A 17,733-nucleotide genomic window follows, 5' to 3' on the forward strand; every position below is an offset into this window, starting at 1 on the left:
TTGTCCTGGTCAGACCCGGTAGAAACGGTGTTCCGTGAACCTCGTTTCCGGCGGGGCAACGAGATATAACTCTAGACCACCCCAGAGGCGACGTGCAAATCCAAAACCGACTTTCTCCACGTGACACCCACCACACGGCCTCCACGCCGCATAAACGGCCACGCGAAAGCGGGGTGTTAGCGTCCTGAGTATGATCATCGAACCCGCAGACACAGCGTTGCCGAACACCCAGGCTCCGATCGCCGTTGTCGCCGGTGCATCGGGATTCATCGGCGGCGATCTGCTGAATGCACTCACCACGTGGGGGTATGCAACGCGGACGATCGGCCGCTCCCCCGCCTCGGCCGACGCCACCTGGGATCGTCCCGACCGAATCGCCGAGCTCGTCGACGGCGCCGACCTGCTCATCAACCTCGCCGGTCGCAGCGTCGGGTGCCGGTATACGGATGCCAACCGCCAGGTCATCTGGGACTCTCGTGTTGATACGACCCGCACTCTCAATACGGCCGTGGCGGCCGCCTCGGCGCCCCCGCGTCTGTGGATCAACTCGAGCACGGCGACCATCTACCGTCACGCGATGGATCGTCCGCAGACCGAGGACGACGGAGACATCGGCGAAGGGTTCTCGGTCGACATTGCCACAGCCTGGGAGAAGGAATTCTTCGCCGGGGACCTGCGCGCGACCCGACGAGTCGCGTTGCGGATGGCGATCGTGCTCGGTGACGGAGCGGCTTTGAACATGTTGGCCACCGCGGCCAGATTCGGTGCGAGCGGTGCCCAGTATGAAGGTCGCTGGTTCCCGCACCGGCGCTATCGCGGGATCGGCCCGGACGCTTCCGGGCCGACCACCTGGCGGGGGCATCCGCCGACTCGCGGCCGGCAGCGGTTCAGCTGGGTCCACATCGACGATGTGCTCCGGGCGATCCGGTTCATCGACGAACATGACGAGCTCAGTGGCCCGATCAACGTCTCGAACCCCCAGGTCGCGGACAATCGCTCACTGATGAAAGCGCTGCGCAGGGCAGTGCGTATGCCCCTGGGGATTCCTGCACCCAGGTGGCTGCTCGAGATCGGGATGACCGTCCTGCGTCAGGAGTCGGAACTCGTGCTCAAGAGTCGGTGGGTGCTGCCGGCACGACTCGAAGCGGCCGGGTTCGACTTCAGGTGGACCGACATCGATGCGGCGACGAAGCACCTGCTGCGCTGAGGAATCGGTACGTCATTCCCCCACTGCCGGGGAACGTCGAGGTCACACGCTCAGCCTACGGCCGCCTCGGCGGGGATCCCCTGCTCGACGCAGTCGGCGCAGTAGGCCTGCAGGCCCTTGTCCGTGCAATCGGTACACCGCAGGTACTGCTTGCGGCACTCGAGATTCGCACAGTTGACGAACTCCGGGGTCTTCTTGTCGCAGGACACACAGCGCCCGATGGATTCGACGTTGTCCCCGAACTCGACGTGCATGCGTTTGTCGAAGACGTAGAGCGAGCCGTCCCAGTAGCCGGAGCTGCCGAAGGTCTCGCCGTAGCGGACGATGCCGCCGTCGAGCTGATAGACCTCTTCGAACCCGCGGTTCTTCATGAGCACGGACAGGACCTCGCAGCGGATTCCGCCGGTGCAGTAGGTGACGACGGGTTTGTCCTTGAGGTCGTCGTATTTGCCGGATTCGATCTCGGCGATGAAGTCACGCGTGGTGTCCGTGTCGGGCACGATCGCGTCCCGGAACTTCCCGATCTGCGCCTCCATCGCGTTGCGACCGTCGAAGAAGACGACCTCCTCGCCGCGTTCGTCGAGGAGTTTGTGCAGGGCTCCTGGTTTGAGATGCTGGCCGCCGCCTTGGACTCCGTCATCTGTCACGGTGATCTCGTCCGGGGTGCCGAAGGTGACGAGTTCGTCGCGGACCTTCACGCTCAGGCGTGGGAAGTCATCACCCTGGCCGTTCGACCATTTGATGTCCGCTCCCTTGAATGGCGCGTAGGACTTCGTCGCCCGCACGTACTGCTTCACGTCGAAGACGTCCCCTCCGACCGTGGCGTTGATTCCGTCCTTCGATACGATGATCCGCCCTTTGAGCCCGAGGCTCTCGGCCAGGGTGTGCTGCCACAGCTTGACCGCTTCGGGGTCGGGCAGCGGGGTGAAGACATAGAACAGGACGATCTTGGGAGTTGCCATGGTTTCCATTCTAAGTGGGGTGCGACCGTGCGATTCCCAGCGGGGAACGGCCCATTCCCTCCCCGAGGCGGCCCCTCCGTGGACGCGCTTCGCCCTTGCAGTGGGGACACGGCTAAGATTGGCCGTGAGTGCCGTGTCGTATGAAAGGGCCCCGAAGAGGACATGACGTCTAACCTCAGCTCTGCGGATTCCACGCAGGTCGATTCCCCGCAGAACGCATCGAAGAAGGTCAAGGAGACGGTCGAGTTCGCAGCGGCGAACCCCGACGTCGAGCAGCCTTTCGCCGATCTCGGTCTCACGGCCGACGAATACGAGAAGATCAAGGCGATCCTCGGACGTCGCCCCACCTCGGCGGAATTGGCCATGTATTCGGTGATGTGGTCCGAGCACTGCTCGTACAAGTCCTCGAAGGTCCACCTGTCCAAGTTCGGTGACAAGGTCACCGAGGACATGAAGAAGCACCTGCTCGTGGGCATCGGCGAGAACGCCGGCGTCGTCGACATCGGAAACGGCTGGGCGGTGACCTTCAAGGTCGAATCGCACAACCACCCCAGCTACGTCGAACCCCACCAGGGTGCGGCCACCGGAGTCGGCGGCATCGTCCGCGACATCATCTCCATGGGTGCGCGCCCGGTCGCCGTGATGGATCAGCTGCGGTTCGGCGCCATCGACCACCCGGACACCGCCCGTGTCGTCCACGGCGTGGTCGCCGGCATCAGCAACTACGGCAACTCCCTGGGCCTGCCGAACATCGGCGGCGAGACCGTCTTCGATTCCGTCTATCAGGGAAATCCGCTGGTCAACGCCCTGGCAGTGGGTGTGATGCGGCATGAGGACATCCGTTTGGCCAACGCGTCGGGCCTGGGCAACAAGGTCGTGCTCTTCGGTGCGCGCACCGGCGGCGACGGCATCGGCGGTGCTTCGATCCTCGCTTCCGAATCCTTCGACGATTCGAAGCCGTCGAAGCGTCCAGCCGTGCAGGTCGGCGACCCCTTCGCCGAGAAGGTGCTCATCGAATGCTGCCTCGAGCTCTTCCACGCCGGTGTCGTCGAAGGCATTCAGGACCTCGGCGCGGCAGGCATCTCCTGTGCGACCTCGGAACTGGCGTCCAACGGCGACGGCGGTATGCACATCGCCCTCGATGACGTGCTGCTGCGCGATGAGACGCTGACCCCTGAAGAGATCCTCATGTCGGAGTCGCAGGAGCGGATGATGGCCGTCGTCCGTCCCGACCGTCTCGAGGAGTTCTTGCAGATCGTCGGCAAGTGGGAGGTCGAGACCTCCGTGCTCGGCGAGGTCACCGACTCCGATCGTCTCGTCATCGACTGGCACGGCGACGTCATCGTCGATGTGCCCCCGCGCTCGGTCGCTCACGACGGCCCCGTCTACAACCGTCCGTTCACCGAACCGTCATGGACCGCCGAGGTGGCGGCGAACACCGTTGAGGCCGCCGGCCTGGCGAAGCCCGAGTCCGATGATGAGCTGCGGTCGACGATGCTGCAGCTCGCGGGGTCGCCGAACCTCGCCTCGAAGTCGTGGATCACCTCGCAGTACGACAAGTACGTTCAGGGCAACACCGCGCTGGCGTATCCGGATGATGCCGGAGTCGTCCGCGTCGACGAGGAGTCCGGTCTCGGTGTGGCCATCGCCACCGACGCGAACGGCCGCTACAGCTTCCTCGACCCGGCGCGCGGCGCCCAGCTGGCTCTGGCCGAGGCCTACCGCAATGTCTCGACCTCCGGTGCCATTCCGCGTGCGGTCACCGATTGCCTGAACTTCGGATCGCCCGAAGACCCGGAGATCATGTGGCAGTTCGCGCAGGCCGTCGAAGGCCTCGCCGACGCCTGCCAGGACATGGGAATTCCGGTCACCGGCGGCAACGTGTCCCTGTACAACCAGACCGGCGGAGTGGCCATCCACCCGACCCCGGTCGTCGGTGTGCTCGGTGTCTTCGATGACGTCACCCGCGCCACCCCGAGCGGCTGGCAGGAGCCGGGCCAGACCATCTATCTTCTCGGCACCACCGAGGCGGAGCTCGACGGTTCGGCGTGGGCCGACGTCACGGCCGACCACCTCGGCGGGGTCCCTCCGCGGTACAAGCCGGCAGCGGAGAAGGAACTCGGCGAGATCCTCATCAACTGCTCGCGCGACGGCATGATCGATGCCGCACACGATCTGTCCGAGGGCGGACTGTCCCAGGCGCTCGTCGAATCGTCGCTGCGATACGGAACCGGTGCTCGGATCTGGCTCGACGAGGTCTGCGAGCGCGACGGCATCGACGTGTTCACCGCACTGTTCTCCGAATCGACGGCGCGCGCGATCGTGGCCGTGCCGCGGTCGGAAGAGGTCCGCTTCAAGGACATGTGCACGGCCCGCCGGTTCCCGTTCGTGCGCATCGGCATGACCGATGCCGGCGACGGAGCTCCCGCGCTCGAGGTCGTCGACCACTTCCAGGTCGGCCTCGACGAACTCGGCCGGGCCCACGAAGGCACGCTGGCTGATCGCTTCGGCGGCAGCGTCGCGGCGGTGACCGAAACCGCCGTCTGACACTGGCGACGGCGCGTCCCAGCGCTCGGCGCCTGATCCGCGGCACGCCGTGCCGCAGCACCGATTCGACCCCTGAGCGTCGAGACCACCCGCTGCATGCGGAAGCCTCGACGCTCTGGGGTCGATTCGCTGAGGGCCCCGTGTCAGGGCTGATAGGGCATGTGCCCTGACTGACTCGGGGCCTGCCATCCCGGGGCCGAATAGACAGGTGCTGCCCGGCCGGGCACCTGCACTGTCCCTCCGCGCACCCGACCGAGCAGATGGCAGAGTCCGAGTACCGCGAAGACGAGGCCGAACATCACTGCCTGGATGATCGCCACGGCAATGACGCCCGAAGCCAGCCCCGTGGCCAGGGAGAGGCCGACGACCGCGGTCAGCACATTCAACAGCACGGCGATCACGACGGCGATGACGAGGATCCACCACCGCCGATTGCGGGCGATGTTCCACCCGCAGAGCACGGCCGCCAGGTAACAGGCACTCAGCACTCCCTGAATGACAGACACCAGCATCGAGTCGACAGACCCGGGTTCACCCATATTGATGACCGCCGACAGCACCGGGTTGACGACCAGCAGCGCGACACAGCCGATCAGGAAGATGGCGGCGCCGAGGATTCTGCGCGCCCAACTCGTGTTCTTCACCAGCAGGATGGCAGCGACCCCGAGGATCAGCCGCAGGGATTGCGCCAGGATCGACCCGATGCTGTAGAGAGCATAGACCTGTGGTCCTCCCGACATGCTCAGCGGCGCCAGCAGGAGAGATGGCAGCCCGCCGAGGATGAGCGCCGTCCAGAACAGACTGCGGGCAAGCCAGCCCGGATGGTGGGGCGCCGGTCGGCCGTCCCAACCCGGTGGTGCAGGCGGTCCTGATGGGGCCGGTGGTGCAGGCGGCCCCGGTGGGGCCGGTGGGAAGGCGGAATTCCCCGGCGCAGACGGTCCCGACGGGTTCTGCCCACCTGCGAGCTGATACCCGTCTGCCTCGGTCCACCCGGATTGGCTCCAGGACTGATTCGCCCCCTGCCGATGACCCCCGCTGTGACTGCTCTGCCCATAGCTCATGTGTCCACTCTACGGTTTCGCCCGTCTGCCCACGTGACCGAAGATGACAACTCACTCACATGCACCATGGCGAATGTGATTGTCTGAAGAAGATCAGTCCGGTCGTCGGCATTGTGTTCGAACGGCCCGAGAAGCTCAGACGAGACACCACGTTCACGGAAGAGGAGTCAGTCATGGCGACGATTCGCACATCCCACGCGGGATCCTTACCCCGCACCCCCGAACTCATCGAGGCCAACAAGGCCAAGCAGGCTCAGAACACCGCCCGCCTGGCCGGTGAGTCCGTGTCGCAGGAACAGGAGCAGGAATTCGACGAGCTCCTCGCCGCCAGCGTCACCGACCTCGTCAAGCGACAGAATAACCTGGGCATCTCACTGCCCAACGACGGCGAATACGGTCACGCCATGGCCGCCGACTTCGACTACGGCGCATGGTGGCACTACTCGTTCGCCCGCACCGGTGGGCTCGAACTCCACGACATCGACCTCTGGGAGATCCCGGCAAACCGTTCAACGCCGGGCAATATCGTGCTCACGAGCATGCCCGACCGTCGCGACCGCAACCTCTTCCCGAACGTCTACACTGATCCGAAGGCCGGCACCGACACCGGAACCCAGCCCCAGTTCCCCAAGGCCACCGGTCCGATCAGCTACATCGGCCAGGACCAGGTCAACCGTGATATCGCGAACCTCAAGGCAGGACTGGCTGCCGCAGGTTATGACGAGCGCGCCGGCTACATCAATGCGCTCTCCCCCGGTTCGGCCTCCCGCATCGCCAACGAGTACTACTCGTCCGATGAGGAGTTCATCTGGGCATGGGCCGATGTGCTGCGGGAGGAATACCTCGCCATCACCGAGGCGGGACTGACCGTCCAGATCGACGATCCCTCCCTGGCGGAGAACTTCGACCAGATCAACCCGGAACCGTCGTTCGCCGACTACCGCTCGTTCATCCAGGTCCGCATCGACGCCCTCAACCATGCGCTGCGCGGAATCGACCCGGCGCAGGTGCGTGTGCACACCTGTTGGGGATCCTGGCACGGACCGCACGTCACCGACCTGCCGTTCGTCGAGATCGTCGACCAGGTGCTCTCGATCAATGCCGCCGGCATCACCTTCGAAGCCGCGAACGTCCGCCACGAACACGAGTGGCGGATCTGGGAAGAGAAGAAGCTGCCCGAGGGCAAGTACATCATCCCCGGAATCGTCTCCCACTCGACGAACGTCGTCGAACATCCCGAGCTCGTCGCCGAACGCATCGGCCGGTTCGCCAAGCTCGTCGGACCGGACAACGTCGTCGCCTCCACCGACTGCGGCCTCGGCGGACGAGTCCACCCGGACATCGCCGTCGCGAAGCTGCAGTCCCTGACCGAAGGCGCGGAGATCGCTTCGAAGCGCTTCTGATCCGCGGCCGCAGAAGCAACAGCAGTAACACCGGTCCCCTCCGCTCGGCTCCAACGCCGGACGGAGGGGGCTTCTGCATCACGCCCCGATGCCGAGCTCCTCGTCGAAGCAGTCGGCAAGCGTCGGGTGAGCGAACTGGTAGCCGGTCTCCTCCAGCTTCTCCGGCACCACCCGCTGATCGGCCAGCGCGAGCTCCTTCGCCCCGTCACGGCCGAGCATGATCTCGGTGATGAAACCGGGCGTCGGGATCCACGCGGGCCTGCGCAGGTGGGAGGCGAGAGCCTCGGCGAATTCCGCCTGCGAAACGAGATCCGGGGCAACAGCATTCACGGGTCCCCGCACATAGTCGTAGAGGACGGCGTGCACATACGTGCGTGCCACGTCGTCGAGGGAGATCCAGGCCAGGGCCTGCTCCCCGCTGCCTAGTCGACCGCCGGCTCCGGCGAGGAACAGCGGCGCCTGCAGTTTGAGCAGACCGCCCAAGGAGCTCAGGACGACTCCGGTCCGGATCGACACGCGCCTGATTCCGGCGTCCTCGACTCCGGCCGCCGTCTCCTCCCACTTCTGGCACACCTCGGCGAGGAATCCCTCACCGGCCGGCCCCGTCTCGTCGACAGGTTCGTCGGCTTTCGCCCCGTAATATCCGACCGCAGAGGCGCAGACGAAGACCGAGGGCCGCTTCTCCTCAGGCAGACCGCGCATCGTTTCGACGAGCAGCCTCGTCGAGTCGATGCGGGACGACCAGATCTCGTCCTTCGCATGCTTGGTGAAGCGAGTGGCGATGGATCGCCCACCGAGGTGGACCACCGCATCCGCCCACGCGAGGTCGCGTGGATTGAGGATCCCCAAGTCCGGATTCCAGTGCACCTCGTATTCGAACTTCGGGGTCTCGCGGACAAGCAGTCGGACGAAATGTCCGGCGGTGGAGAACAGGGCGGCGACTTGGCGTCCGATCATTCCGCTTCCGCCGGCGATGAGGATGTGTTTGCCCTTCTTCCGCGTCAGCAGGGGCGCATTCGTGGATTCGAGGAAGTCGATGTCCATGAGCATCCGCTTGCGGCGGGCGTCGAAAGTGGCTTCGAGGTAGTGGGTGAGGCCCCGGTCGATGACGTCGAAGCCCTGGGGCGCCATGGAGAATTCGATGTGGTCGTTGATCTTCGTCCCACCGGCGACCGAGGTGAACTCGTGCGTGTGCTTCCACTGGCTCAGCGGGCCCTTCTTCAGCTCATCGACGAAGGAGAACCGAGACGGCCCCTCCGAATGCACCGAGCTGAACGGCCGCCGCACGAGCCCGTAGGTGCCGGGCACGCTCGTCCTCACCTGCGCCACCGAGCCCGGGGCGATCGGAGGATAGCTCTCTTCGACGATCTCCTGGGCCCAGTGAGGCGAGAGGCGGGTCAGCGCTCCTGGCCGAGCGTGCCAGTCGAATGTGGTCTCCGCACCGAGCGGAACTTCAGATGTCGACTCAAAGATGGTCATGGCATCCCTCCTACCTCGAATGATGCCACCGGTTTCTGAGAATATGACCTGCAACTCACCTAAGACCAGGTGAATTGTTCTCGCCGAGGCGGCTCACCCGCCCAGCAGGTCCGCCGAAGCCGCCCGGCGGGGTCCGAAAGCCGCTTAAGCGGGTTCGAAGTGTAGGCGCAGTGATCTGGATCGGGGCGCTCACACTTCGAACCCGCGGGTGCAGCGTGGTCAGTCAGCGGCAGGGATCTTGCCGAAGCGGAACGCCGACCAGAAGTCACCGCGCACGTAGCCGTGCTCCGGCTCCGGGTCGAAGTCCCAGTGGCGGACGCGACCGACCTTGAGCGCATCGGCGACAAGCTGCCGGCTGCGCTGCGAACCGAGCACATGCTCCTCGAGATGCCCGAGATCGTAGCGGGACTCGAGCTCGGCGCGCATCGACTCACGCGCCTGGGCATAGGCCGGATCCTCGGCCCGATTGACCAGCTCGTCGGGGTCGGCGGCCAGGTCGAAGAGCAGCTCCGGGTCGCCCGGGCACACGGTGAGCTTGAGATCCCCACGCACCAGGGTGACCTGCGGCCGGTAGGTGCCTTCGGCGAAGTACTCGATGATGACGTCGCGGTCCTCGGACTCGAACTCGCCGGCGGCCTCCCGCCGGGCGGACTCGAGCAGCGAGGTTCCGCTCAGACCGTCATCGATCGCCGAGGCGGCCCCGGAGTTCGCATCGCCGGCACCCGCCCGTGCTTCTCCCGTGGACTCGGAAGAGCCGGAGGCCTGGCCCGTATCCTGGGCGATGTCGAGCAGGGTCGGCGCGAGGTCGACGAGGCTGACCGGGTTCGCGTACCGGCCCGGGGCGATCACCTCGGCGGGTCCGTTGATGATGAGCGGGACCCGGGAGGACTGTTCGTACGGGGACATCTTGAACCACAGCCCCTTCTCCCCCAACATGTCGCCGTGGTCGCTCGTGACGATGATGACGGTGTTGTCCGCCAGGTCGAGTTCGGCCAGCCGGCGTCGGATGGCTCCGACGTGGTCGTCGATGTAGTTGACCGCCGCGTAGTAGGCCCGACGTGCCCGCCGCACATCCTCGATGCCCGGTTCGCGTTCGTCGAAGCCGCACATCGTGCGCAGGCGGTGACTGTGCGGGTCCACGGCCGGATCGGGAACCTCGGGGTGGGCCGGGTCCGGGATGGCCACCTCGGCGAATCGGTCCCAGTTGGCCTTCGGCGGCTCGTACGGGTCGTGGGGGTGGATGAACGAGGTGACCATCAGAAACGGCTGATCGGTCCCGGCGGCCTGGTTCGCGCGTTTGCGATCGTTGAGGTGACGCAGGGTCTTGAAGATCACCTCGTCGTCGAAGTCCTGCTGGACGTTCGCGGTCGCCGCACCGGCGGTGAACACGGGGTCGGCCTCGTGATACCACTGCAGCTTCTGCTCCAGGGGACGATTCCAGTCGGGCACCATATCGAGGTCGGCCGGGTACACGTCCGTGGTCAGCCGCTCTTCGAAACCGTGGTGCTGATCAGGGCCGATGAAGTGCATCCGCCCGATCAGCGCCGTGTGATAGCCGAGCTTGCGCAGGCGGTGCGCGAAGGTCGGCACCGAGGCTGCGAAGTCATCGCCGTTGTCGAGGCAGTCGATCTCTGAGGGCATCCGCCCGGTCATCATCGACGCCCGCGACGGCGAGCACAGCGGAGTATTGCAGTACGCACGGTCGAAGACGGCTCCATCGGCGGCCAGGGCGTCCATGTTCGGCGTCAGTGCGGCCGCATCTCCGTAGGCGCCGAGGGCCTGGGCGGCCATCTGATCGGCTTGGATGACGACGATGTTCGGGGTGGTCATGAGTGGTCCTCTCTGCGGTCGGAGCCGAGGTCGGCTGCGGAATCGGTCACCGAATCCGGGTCGGATTCCGTCGCCGAGGCGGCCCCGGAGTCCGGATCGGTCGTGGAGGCGGCGTTCCCGTCCGTCGCGTCCGTCGTCGAGGCGGCGTCCGCCTCGGCGGGGCCGGTACCGTCATCCGGAGTCCATCCGTCGGCCCACTCCCCCGTCTCGTAGTCGAATCCGACGGGTTCGCCGTTCTCGTCCGTGCGCTGGTACCAGCCGGTGTAGTCCTCGTGTTCGGAGTCGATGCCGCAGTTAGCGCCGTCTCCCGGTTCGGTGGGCACGACCTGCAGGGCGAAGTCGTCGCCGTAGGATTCGGCACCGGCGACCACCGCATTGTCCACGGCGTTCTGCGCGTACTTCCGGCGCAGAGCCATCGGGTCGGTGCGCAGCTCCCTCACCCAGGCGATGATGATGAAGAGCATGATGACCGCGAACGGCACAGCCGTGACGATGACGAGCTGCTGGAGGCCCTCGAGTGCGTTCGCGTTGCCGAGAAGGAGCATCACCACGGAGATGCCCGACATCACCAGGCCCCAGAACACGACCACCCACTTCTTCGGCTCCTGGTCGCCGCGGCTGGCGAGCATGCCCATGACCACGGAGGCGGAGTCCGCCGAGGTGATGAAGAAGATCGCGAGCACGACGATCGCCACGAACGGCAGCCATTCGACGTAGGGAAGGTTGTCGACGAGCGCGAAGAAGACCTCGGGTGCGGCCATACTGTCGGAGAACCCGGCGGCGCCGTCCCGGTACATCGAGATCGAGGTTCCGCCCATGATCCCGTAGGCGACGAAGAGCAGCGTCGAGGGGATGAAGATCGTGCCGAGGAGGAACTGGCGGATGCTGCGCCCGCGCGAGATGCGGGCGATGAAGGTGCCGACGAAAGGCGACCAGGAGATCCACCAGGCCCAGTAGTAGACGGTCCACACCGATTGGAACTCCTGGGTCTCGGAGCCCCAGGACAGGGACTTGCCCATGAGGTCGAACATCGACCCGAGGTACTCCATGAGCGCCGAGGGCAGCAGGTTGAGCAGGAACAGGGTCGGCCCGAGGAAGAGGACGATGCCGACGATGCCGATCGTGAGCACGATGTTGATGCTCGACAGGTAGCGGATGCCCTTCGACACACCCGAGACCGCGGAGATGATGAAGCCGATGGTGAGGACGAGGATGATGATGACGAGCATATTGTTCGTCATCGGTCCCGCACCGGAGACGATGCTCACTCCGGTGCCGATCTGCATCGCTGCGATGCCGAGCGCGGCGGCCGTGCCGAACAGTGTGGCGACGATGGCGAAGATGTCGACGAGTTTGCCGGCGAAGCCCTCCGACTGTCGTTTGCCGAAGAGGCTGACGAAGATCGAGGACAGCAGCAGGGACCTGCCGCGGCGGTAGGCGGCGTAGGCGATCGCACCGCCCACCAGGGCGTACATCGCCCAAGCGTGGAATCCCCAGTGGTAGTAGGTCTGCGCCATCGCGCCGTGCAGCGCTTCGATCGACTCCGGGTCATTCGTCAGCGGGGGTGGAGTGATGAAGTAGGTCAGCGGCTCGGAGGGGCCGAAGAAGAGGACTCCGATGCCGATGCCCGCGGCGAAGAGCATCGCCACCCAGGCGAACGTGGAGAATTCGGCCTTCTCCCCGTCCTTTCCGAGCGGGATCTTTCCGTACGGGGAGAACGCGAGGATGAGCATGGCGACGAGGATGACGAGGGCGACGAGGTTGAACAGCCAGCCCACATTCATCGTCGACCAGTCGAATGCGGCCTGCGCCACCGAGGCGACGCTGCCGGAATCGGCGATGCCCCAGATGACGAAGGCGACCGTGAGGGTTCCGGCGATCGCGAAGATCACTTTGTCGAGGGAGTACCGGCGCCGCTGTTCGTCGATGGCGATGCCGGGCACGAGGATCGGGTGGGTGTCGTGCGGGTAGTGGCCGTGTGTGTCTTCGAGATCGGCCTTCACGGGTCCGCGCGGGCGGCGGTAGTCGAATTGGCCGAGGTTGCGCCCGGTCTCACGACCGACGCGTTTGGCGTCGGCACCCATCCGGCGGGCATCGGCCATGATCCGTTCGCGTGATGCGCGGCGGGCCGCCTCGGTGGGGGCATCGGACCGCTTTTCCGGACCCGGATCCTGTTCGTCGGTGCGTTTTGAGTCATCTGTCATGTGTCGGTTCACACTCTTTCGATTGTTGCGGAAACTGCCGAGATCGATCGGTCCCGCGCACGAAGACGAACGCATCAGGGCCCGATGGCATGAACGCACATCGGGTCAGAGTCGGGAATCAGGTGATGCGACCGGCCGGCGGTCGTCGATCTGGCAGATGGTCTGCGGATCGGCGATCAGTGACTAGGGCTCTCCGCCCCACCAGCCGACGGCCACGGGTTCCCAGGAATCATTGGCGAAGCCGCAGCTCGGGCGCTCTCGATTCGGGGTCGACCATCCCCAGCGGTGGTGGTCGTCGAATCCGAGAGGGGTCATGTCTTCGGACGATAACAGCTTGCGTGAGGCTTCACAATAAATTCTCAGCAACGAATGGGCGCCGCCATCGCCGAGGAGGCACCGGGCTGAGCCGCTCGGACCTACCCTGCGCGGGAACGGTCGATCGGGTAATCCGTGTCGGTTCGGGAGTCCCTGTCGGTTCGGCAGTCCCGGTCGATTCGGCAGACCCGGGTCAGCCGATTTCGACGAGGATGACTCCGACGGTGATGAAGCCGATGCCCAGCAGCGCCTTGCGCGTGAGCGGATCCTTCCAGATGACCCGGGAGAGCAGGCAGACCAGCGCGACTCCGCAGGCCGCCCACAGACCATAGGCGACGCCGAGAGGCATGCCCTCGGCAAGTGTGCGACCGAGGAAGAAGAAGGCCGCGGTGTAGCTGATGGCCACGGGAATGAACCAGATCCTGCGCTGCAGTCCGGCGCTCGCACGCAGGCACAGGGTGCCGGCGACCTCGCTGAGGATCGACAGTGCCAACCACATCCAGCTCATTCGGTCACCTCCGTCTCCACGGTCGCGGATTCTTCGGGAGTGCCGGATTCGACGAGGATGACGCCGATGATGATGAGGGCGATGCCGATGATGGCGCCGACGCTCAGGAGCTCACCGAAGAACACGACACCGAGCACGGCGACGAGGGCGACCCCGCTGGCCGACCAGGTCGCGTACACGGCGCCCAGCGGCATGCCCAGCCGCTGGGTGAGGCCGAGGATGAAGAAGGCCGCGGCGTAGAGGACGACGACCCCGGGAATCCACACGGGGTCGGCGACCGCGGCTCGGAGCATCAGAGTGGCGGCCACCTCGGCGAGGATGGCGGTGACGAGCAGCAGCAGACGTGTCGAATTCATCCTGTCACCTCCGTTTCGGCGTCGTCGGACGCTTGCGCTTCGGCATCGTCGGACGTTCCCACAGCGACTCCTGCGGCGGCGTCGATGGCTGCCTCAGCGCCATCGATGAGCGCGAGCGCGTGTGTGCGCACGGCCGCGAGATCACTGGAGGGGAACACTCCGGTGGCTTCGGACATCCATGCGCCGTCGGCACAGAATCGGGCTGCGGTGAGCAGAGACACGGCACGATCATCGAGCCCGGCGGTGTCGAACCACGGGCCGAGATGCTCGCTCCACGCCCGCGACAGCTTCGGGTGGTAGAGCGCATCGGAGAAGATCCAGTAGTCGGCGCGCGAGACCTCGGCGGTGGTGGCCACGGTGACGTAGGCCCGGTGCCGGTCGAAGCTCGTCAGCTCCTGACTCGAATGTCCGGTGTGCTCGCGCAGCCGCTGCGCCCAGTCCTTCGCGGCATGGTCGACGAGCCCGAGCATGAGCGCTTCCTTGGACGGGAAGTGATACATCAGGCCCGGCTTCGTCAGTCCCGCCTGCCCAGCGACCGATTCGAGCGAGATCGTCACACCCTGCACCGAATCGTGCGATTCGGCCAGAGCCTTCGCCGCCTCGAGAATCCGCGTCCGTCCGTCATTCGCCATACCGCAACTTTACCAACCGGTTGGTAAAGTCCGCCAGCGCGGAAGAGAGGGTGGTCCGCACCACACGGTGCGAACCACCCTCTTATGCGCCTCGGCCGGGTGTCATGCGCGCGGCTGCTCTCCAGCGAGCCCGGCACCCTTGCGCTTCAGCGGCTGTCGAGTCTCGGCTCAGTTGAGCAGTGCCCGGTCTCCGAGCGTCGCTCCCTTGAGTTTCGAGAATTCGCCGAGCAGAGTCTCGACGGTCAGGTCCTTCTTCTCCTCGGCCGAAGCCTGGTAGATGATCCGCCCCTCGTGCATCATGATCAGCCGGTTGCCCAGCGCGATCGCCTGCTCCATATTGTGGGTGACCATGAGGGTGGTCAGCCCGTCGGCCTCGACGATCTTCTTCGTCAGGGTCGACACGAGGGCTGCACGCTGCGGGTCGAGAGCGGCGGTGTGCTCGTCGAGCAGCAGGATCCGCGGCTGGGTGAATCCGGCCATGAGCAGGCTCAGTGCCTGCCGCTGTCCGCCGGAGAGCAGTCCGACCTTCGTCTTCAGCCGGTTCTCGAGGCCGAGCTCGAGAGTCGCCAGCTCCTCTTTGAAGTGCTCGCGCCGTTCCGAGGTGGTCCCCCGCCCCAGCCCGCGCGGCTTCCCGCGTTTGAGCGCAAGGGAGAGGTTCTGTTCGATCGTGAGGTCCGGAGCGGTTCCGGCCATCGGATCCTGGAAGACTCGGCCCAGGTATCCCGCTCGCTTGTATTCGGGCATCCGCGACACCTCGGCACCGTCGATGGTGATCGACCCGGAGTCGATGGGCAGGCGGCCGGAGATGGTGTTGAGCAGGGTCGATTTTCCGGCACCGTTGGAACCGATGACGGTGACGAAGTCGGATTCGTCGAGTTCGAGCGAAAGCCCCTGCAGTGCCTTGCGTTCGTTGACGGTGCCGGGGAAGAAGGTCTTGGAGATGTTGTCGATCGTGAGCATGGGTCTCAGATCTCCTTCCCTGCTCGGGCGCCGGTCGCGCCGGCGGGGGTGTCGGCGACCTCGCCGGGGTCTTTCATCTCGGTCGTTCCCGCCGGCACCGAGGCGGTCGCGCGGTTGCCGCGCCCGCGCAGCGAGGGGATCCGTTTGAGGAACCCCCATCTGGGCAGCAGCAGTGCGATGACGACGAGCAGCGCGGTCGTCAGCTTCATATCGTTCGTATCCAGGCCCGCGCGCAGGGCGAGGAAGATGATGAGCCGGTAGAAGACCGACCCGAGGAGTGCGCCGAGGCTGGCCATGACGATGTTGCGGCCGCCGAACACGGCCTGGCCGAGGATGACCGAGGCGAGCCCGACGAGGATGAGGCCGATGCCCATGCTGATATCGGAGAACCCCTGGTACTGGGCGACGAGCGCTCCGCAGAGCGCGACGAATCCGTTCGACAGCGCCAGGGTGAGCATCGTCGAGTTGTCGGTGTTGACGCCGAGGCTACGGATCATCTCCTTGTTGTTGCCGGTGGCCTGGATGGCCAGTCCGAGGTCGGTGGTGAGGAACCAGTCGATGGCGAACTTGAGGATGAGGGCGAAGGCCAGCAGGATCGCAATCGACACCCAGGTGCCCAAGAGCATGTTCTCGCGCAGCGGGGTGAACACGGTGTCTTCTCGCAGGAGCGGCAGGTTCGCCTTCCCCATGATCCGCAGGTTGATCGACCACAGGCCGATCATCGTGAGGATTCCGGCGAGCAGTCCGTCGATGCCGCCCTTCGTGTGGAGCAGGCCGGTGATGTAGCCGGCGATGAGTCCGGCGCCGATCGCCGCGAGCGTGGCCAGGAAAGGGTTGACCCCGGCGATGATGAGGGAGGCTGCGGTGGCGCCGCCCGTGGTGAAGCTTCCGTCGACGGTGAGGTCGGGGAAGTTGAGGACCTTGAAGGTCAGATAGACCCCGAGCGCCATCGCGCCGTAGATGAGCCCGAGCTCCAATGCTCCGAACATGGGTTTCCGTTCATTTCTGGTGTGTGGTTCGTGGTGGCCCCGAGGTCGTCGGCGTCGGTGCCGACGACCTCGGGGCCGGTGACGGCGGTGCAGTCGAGGAGTTCAGGACTCTCTGCACCGGGTCACGGGGTGTTGCGTGCGTCGATCACTCGATGACGTTGTCGGCTTCGTCGATGAGCTTCTGCGGAATCTCGGCACCCTGGGCCTCGGCGGCCTTCGGGTTGACGACGAGCTCGAGGTTCGAGCTGGTCTCGACAGGCATTTCGGCGGGCTTCTTTCCGTCCTGGAGGATCTTCAGAGCCATTTCGCCGGTCTGTTCGCCGAGCTTCGTGTAGTCGATGCCGCGGGTGATCGCCGCGCCGGATTCGACCTGACCGGCCTCCGACCCGACGAGCAGAGCCTTGTTCTTCTCTGCCGCCTGGACCATGGTCGACACGGCCGAGACGACGTTGTTGTCGGTGGGCACGTAGTAGGCGTCGACCTTGCCGAGCGAGTCCACGGCCTGAGCGAGCTCGCCCGAATTCGCGATCGTCGCTTCCTTGATCTCCACATCGAGGCCTTCTGCCGCCTTCTTCGCGAGATCGACCTGCACCTGCGAGTTGACCTCACCGGAGCTGTAGACGATGCCGACGGTCTTCGCATCGGGTTTGACGTCCTTGACCAGCTTCAGCTGCTCTTCGACCGGGTTGAGGTCGGAGGTGCCGGTGACGTTGCCGCCGGGGCTGTCATTGGAATCGACGAGTCCGGCTTCTTCGGCGTCGGTGACGGCGGTGAAGAGCACGGGCTTGTCGGTGATCGCCTGGGCTGCGGCCTGGGCGGCCGGGGTGGCCACTGCGAGGACGAGGTCGAGGTCGTCGCTGGCGAACTGCTGAGCGATCGAGGTCGCATTGGCCTGTTCGCCCTGGGCGTTCTGCACGTCCCATTCGACGTCGACGCCGGCATCCTCGAACGACTTCTTGAAGCCTTCGGTGGCGGCGTCGAGCGCCGGGTGCTGCACGAGCTGCGAGACGCCGATGGAGAACGAATCGCCTTCGCCGCCACCGCTCTCACCGCCGCCGCAGGCCGAAACCGCAAGAATCGAACCGACTGCCACCATCGCTGTGGCCATTTTGCTGAGACGCATTCTTCTCCCTTTCGGAATTTCGGTCCGCCGGTGCGGATCCGTCACGAATTCTGCATTCGACACCGCCGCTCCTCGCACGCAAGGACCCTGACGGCAATGCAGATGAATGATGCGCCGCCGTCACTCAGACCGTTCTGAGTTCATGACGCGCATCACG

At 65.4% G+C, this 17,733-nt stretch carries 15 protein-coding genes; 3 read left to right on the plus strand and 12 right to left on the minus strand.

The window, feature by feature from the left end; all coding sequences use genetic code 11:
- Positions 1-190 precede the first annotated feature (190 nt).
- Entirely contained in the window at positions 191-1,207 is a 1,017-nt protein-coding gene (locus AD89_RS0114025; RefSeq protein WP_035320928.1) for an epimerase, read from the plus strand.
- A 50-nt stretch (positions 1,208-1,257) separates the two neighbouring features.
- Here AD89_RS0114025 and trhO read toward each other — a convergent pair whose 3' ends face one another.
- Positions 1,258-2,169, minus strand: a complete 912-nt coding sequence (trhO, locus tag AD89_RS0114030; protein WP_025779922.1) for an oxygen-dependent tRNA uridine(34) hydroxylase TrhO — start codon at positions 2,167-2,169, stop codon at positions 1,258-1,260.
- 162 nt (positions 2,170-2,331) lie between these two features.
- On the opposite strand from trhO, the gene purL reads away from it, so the two are divergent.
- On the plus strand, positions 2,332-4,716 hold the full coding sequence (gene purL / locus AD89_RS0114035) for a phosphoribosylformylglycinamidine synthase subunit PurL (RefSeq protein WP_025779924.1): 2,385 nt from the start codon (positions 2,332-2,334) through the stop codon (positions 4,714-4,716).
- A 143-nt stretch (positions 4,717-4,859) separates the two neighbouring features.
- Here purL and AD89_RS0114040 read toward each other — a convergent pair whose 3' ends face one another.
- Entirely contained in the window at positions 4,860-5,456 is a 597-nt protein-coding gene (locus tag AD89_RS0114040) for a hypothetical protein (protein ID WP_025779926.1), read from the minus strand.
- Positions 5,457-5,950: 494 nt separating this feature from the next.
- On the opposite strand from AD89_RS0114040, the gene AD89_RS0114045 reads away from it, so the two are divergent.
- The gene (locus AD89_RS0114045) at positions 5,951-7,180 is read left to right on the plus strand and encodes a cobalamin-independent methionine synthase II family protein (protein WP_025779928.1); all 1,230 of its coding nucleotides are present in this window, start codon (positions 5,951-5,953) and stop codon (positions 7,178-7,180) included.
- A gap of 78 nt (positions 7,181-7,258) precedes the next feature.
- Here AD89_RS0114045 and AD89_RS0114050 read toward each other — a convergent pair whose 3' ends face one another.
- The 10 genes from AD89_RS0114050 to AD89_RS0114100 all read right to left on the minus strand — a co-directional run bounded on the left by AD89_RS0114050 (position 7,259) and on the right by AD89_RS0114100 (position 17,576).
- Positions 7,259-8,659, minus strand: coding sequence for a TIGR01777 family oxidoreductase (locus AD89_RS0114050; protein WP_025779930.1), 1,401 nt, complete (start codon positions 8,657-8,659; stop codon positions 7,259-7,261).
- 219 nt (positions 8,660-8,878) lie between these two features.
- Positions 8,879-10,489 (minus strand): choline-sulfatase, encoded by a 1,611-nt coding sequence (betC, locus tag AD89_RS0114055; protein ID WP_025779931.1) that lies wholly within the window; start codon positions 10,487-10,489, stop codon positions 8,879-8,881.
- Positions 10,486-12,693: a BCCT family transporter gene (locus AD89_RS18725; protein ID WP_025779933.1), complete on the minus strand. Its 2,208-nt coding sequence runs from the start codon at positions 12,691-12,693 to the stop codon at positions 10,486-10,488. Before AD89_RS18725 ends, betC begins: the two co-directional genes overlap by 4 nt.
- A 183-nt stretch (positions 12,694-12,876) precedes the next feature.
- Entirely contained in the window at positions 12,877-13,008 is a 132-nt protein-coding gene (locus tag AD89_RS20500) for a hypothetical protein (protein WP_269320690.1), read from the minus strand.
- Between the two features lie 193 nt (positions 13,009-13,201).
- A complete protein-coding gene (locus AD89_RS0114075; RefSeq protein ID WP_025779934.1) occupies positions 13,202-13,516 on the minus strand; it encodes a DMT family transporter in 315 nt (104 codons plus the stop codon).
- Entirely contained in the window at positions 13,513-13,872 is a 360-nt protein-coding gene (locus AD89_RS0114080) for an SMR family transporter (RefSeq protein WP_025779936.1), read from the minus strand. Before AD89_RS0114080 ends, AD89_RS0114075 begins: the two co-directional genes overlap by 4 nt.
- Positions 13,869-14,504 (minus strand): TetR/AcrR family transcriptional regulator, encoded by a 636-nt coding sequence (locus AD89_RS0114085; protein ID WP_025779938.1) that lies wholly within the window; start codon positions 14,502-14,504, stop codon positions 13,869-13,871. The genes AD89_RS0114080 and AD89_RS0114085 overlap by 4 nt, the downstream gene beginning before the upstream one ends.
- A gap of 168 nt (positions 14,505-14,672) precedes the next feature.
- Positions 14,673-15,464, minus strand: a complete 792-nt coding sequence (locus AD89_RS0114090) for an ABC transporter ATP-binding protein (RefSeq protein ID WP_025779940.1) — start codon at positions 15,462-15,464, stop codon at positions 14,673-14,675.
- A 5-nt stretch (positions 15,465-15,469) separates the two neighbouring features.
- Positions 15,470-16,453 (minus strand): ABC transporter permease, encoded by a 984-nt coding sequence (locus AD89_RS0114095; RefSeq protein WP_025779942.1) that lies wholly within the window; start codon positions 16,451-16,453, stop codon positions 15,470-15,472.
- A 145-nt stretch (positions 16,454-16,598) separates the two neighbouring features.
- Positions 16,599-17,576 (minus strand): ABC transporter substrate-binding protein, encoded by a 978-nt coding sequence (locus tag AD89_RS0114100; protein ID WP_025779944.1) that lies wholly within the window; start codon positions 17,574-17,576, stop codon positions 16,599-16,601.
- Positions 17,577-17,733: the final 157 nt, after the last annotated feature.

The sequence above is a fragment of the Brevibacterium sp. VCM10 genome (assembly GCF_000583215.1).
GTDB classification, from domain to species: Bacteria; Actinomycetota; Actinomycetes; order Actinomycetales; family Brevibacteriaceae; genus Brevibacterium; species Brevibacterium linens.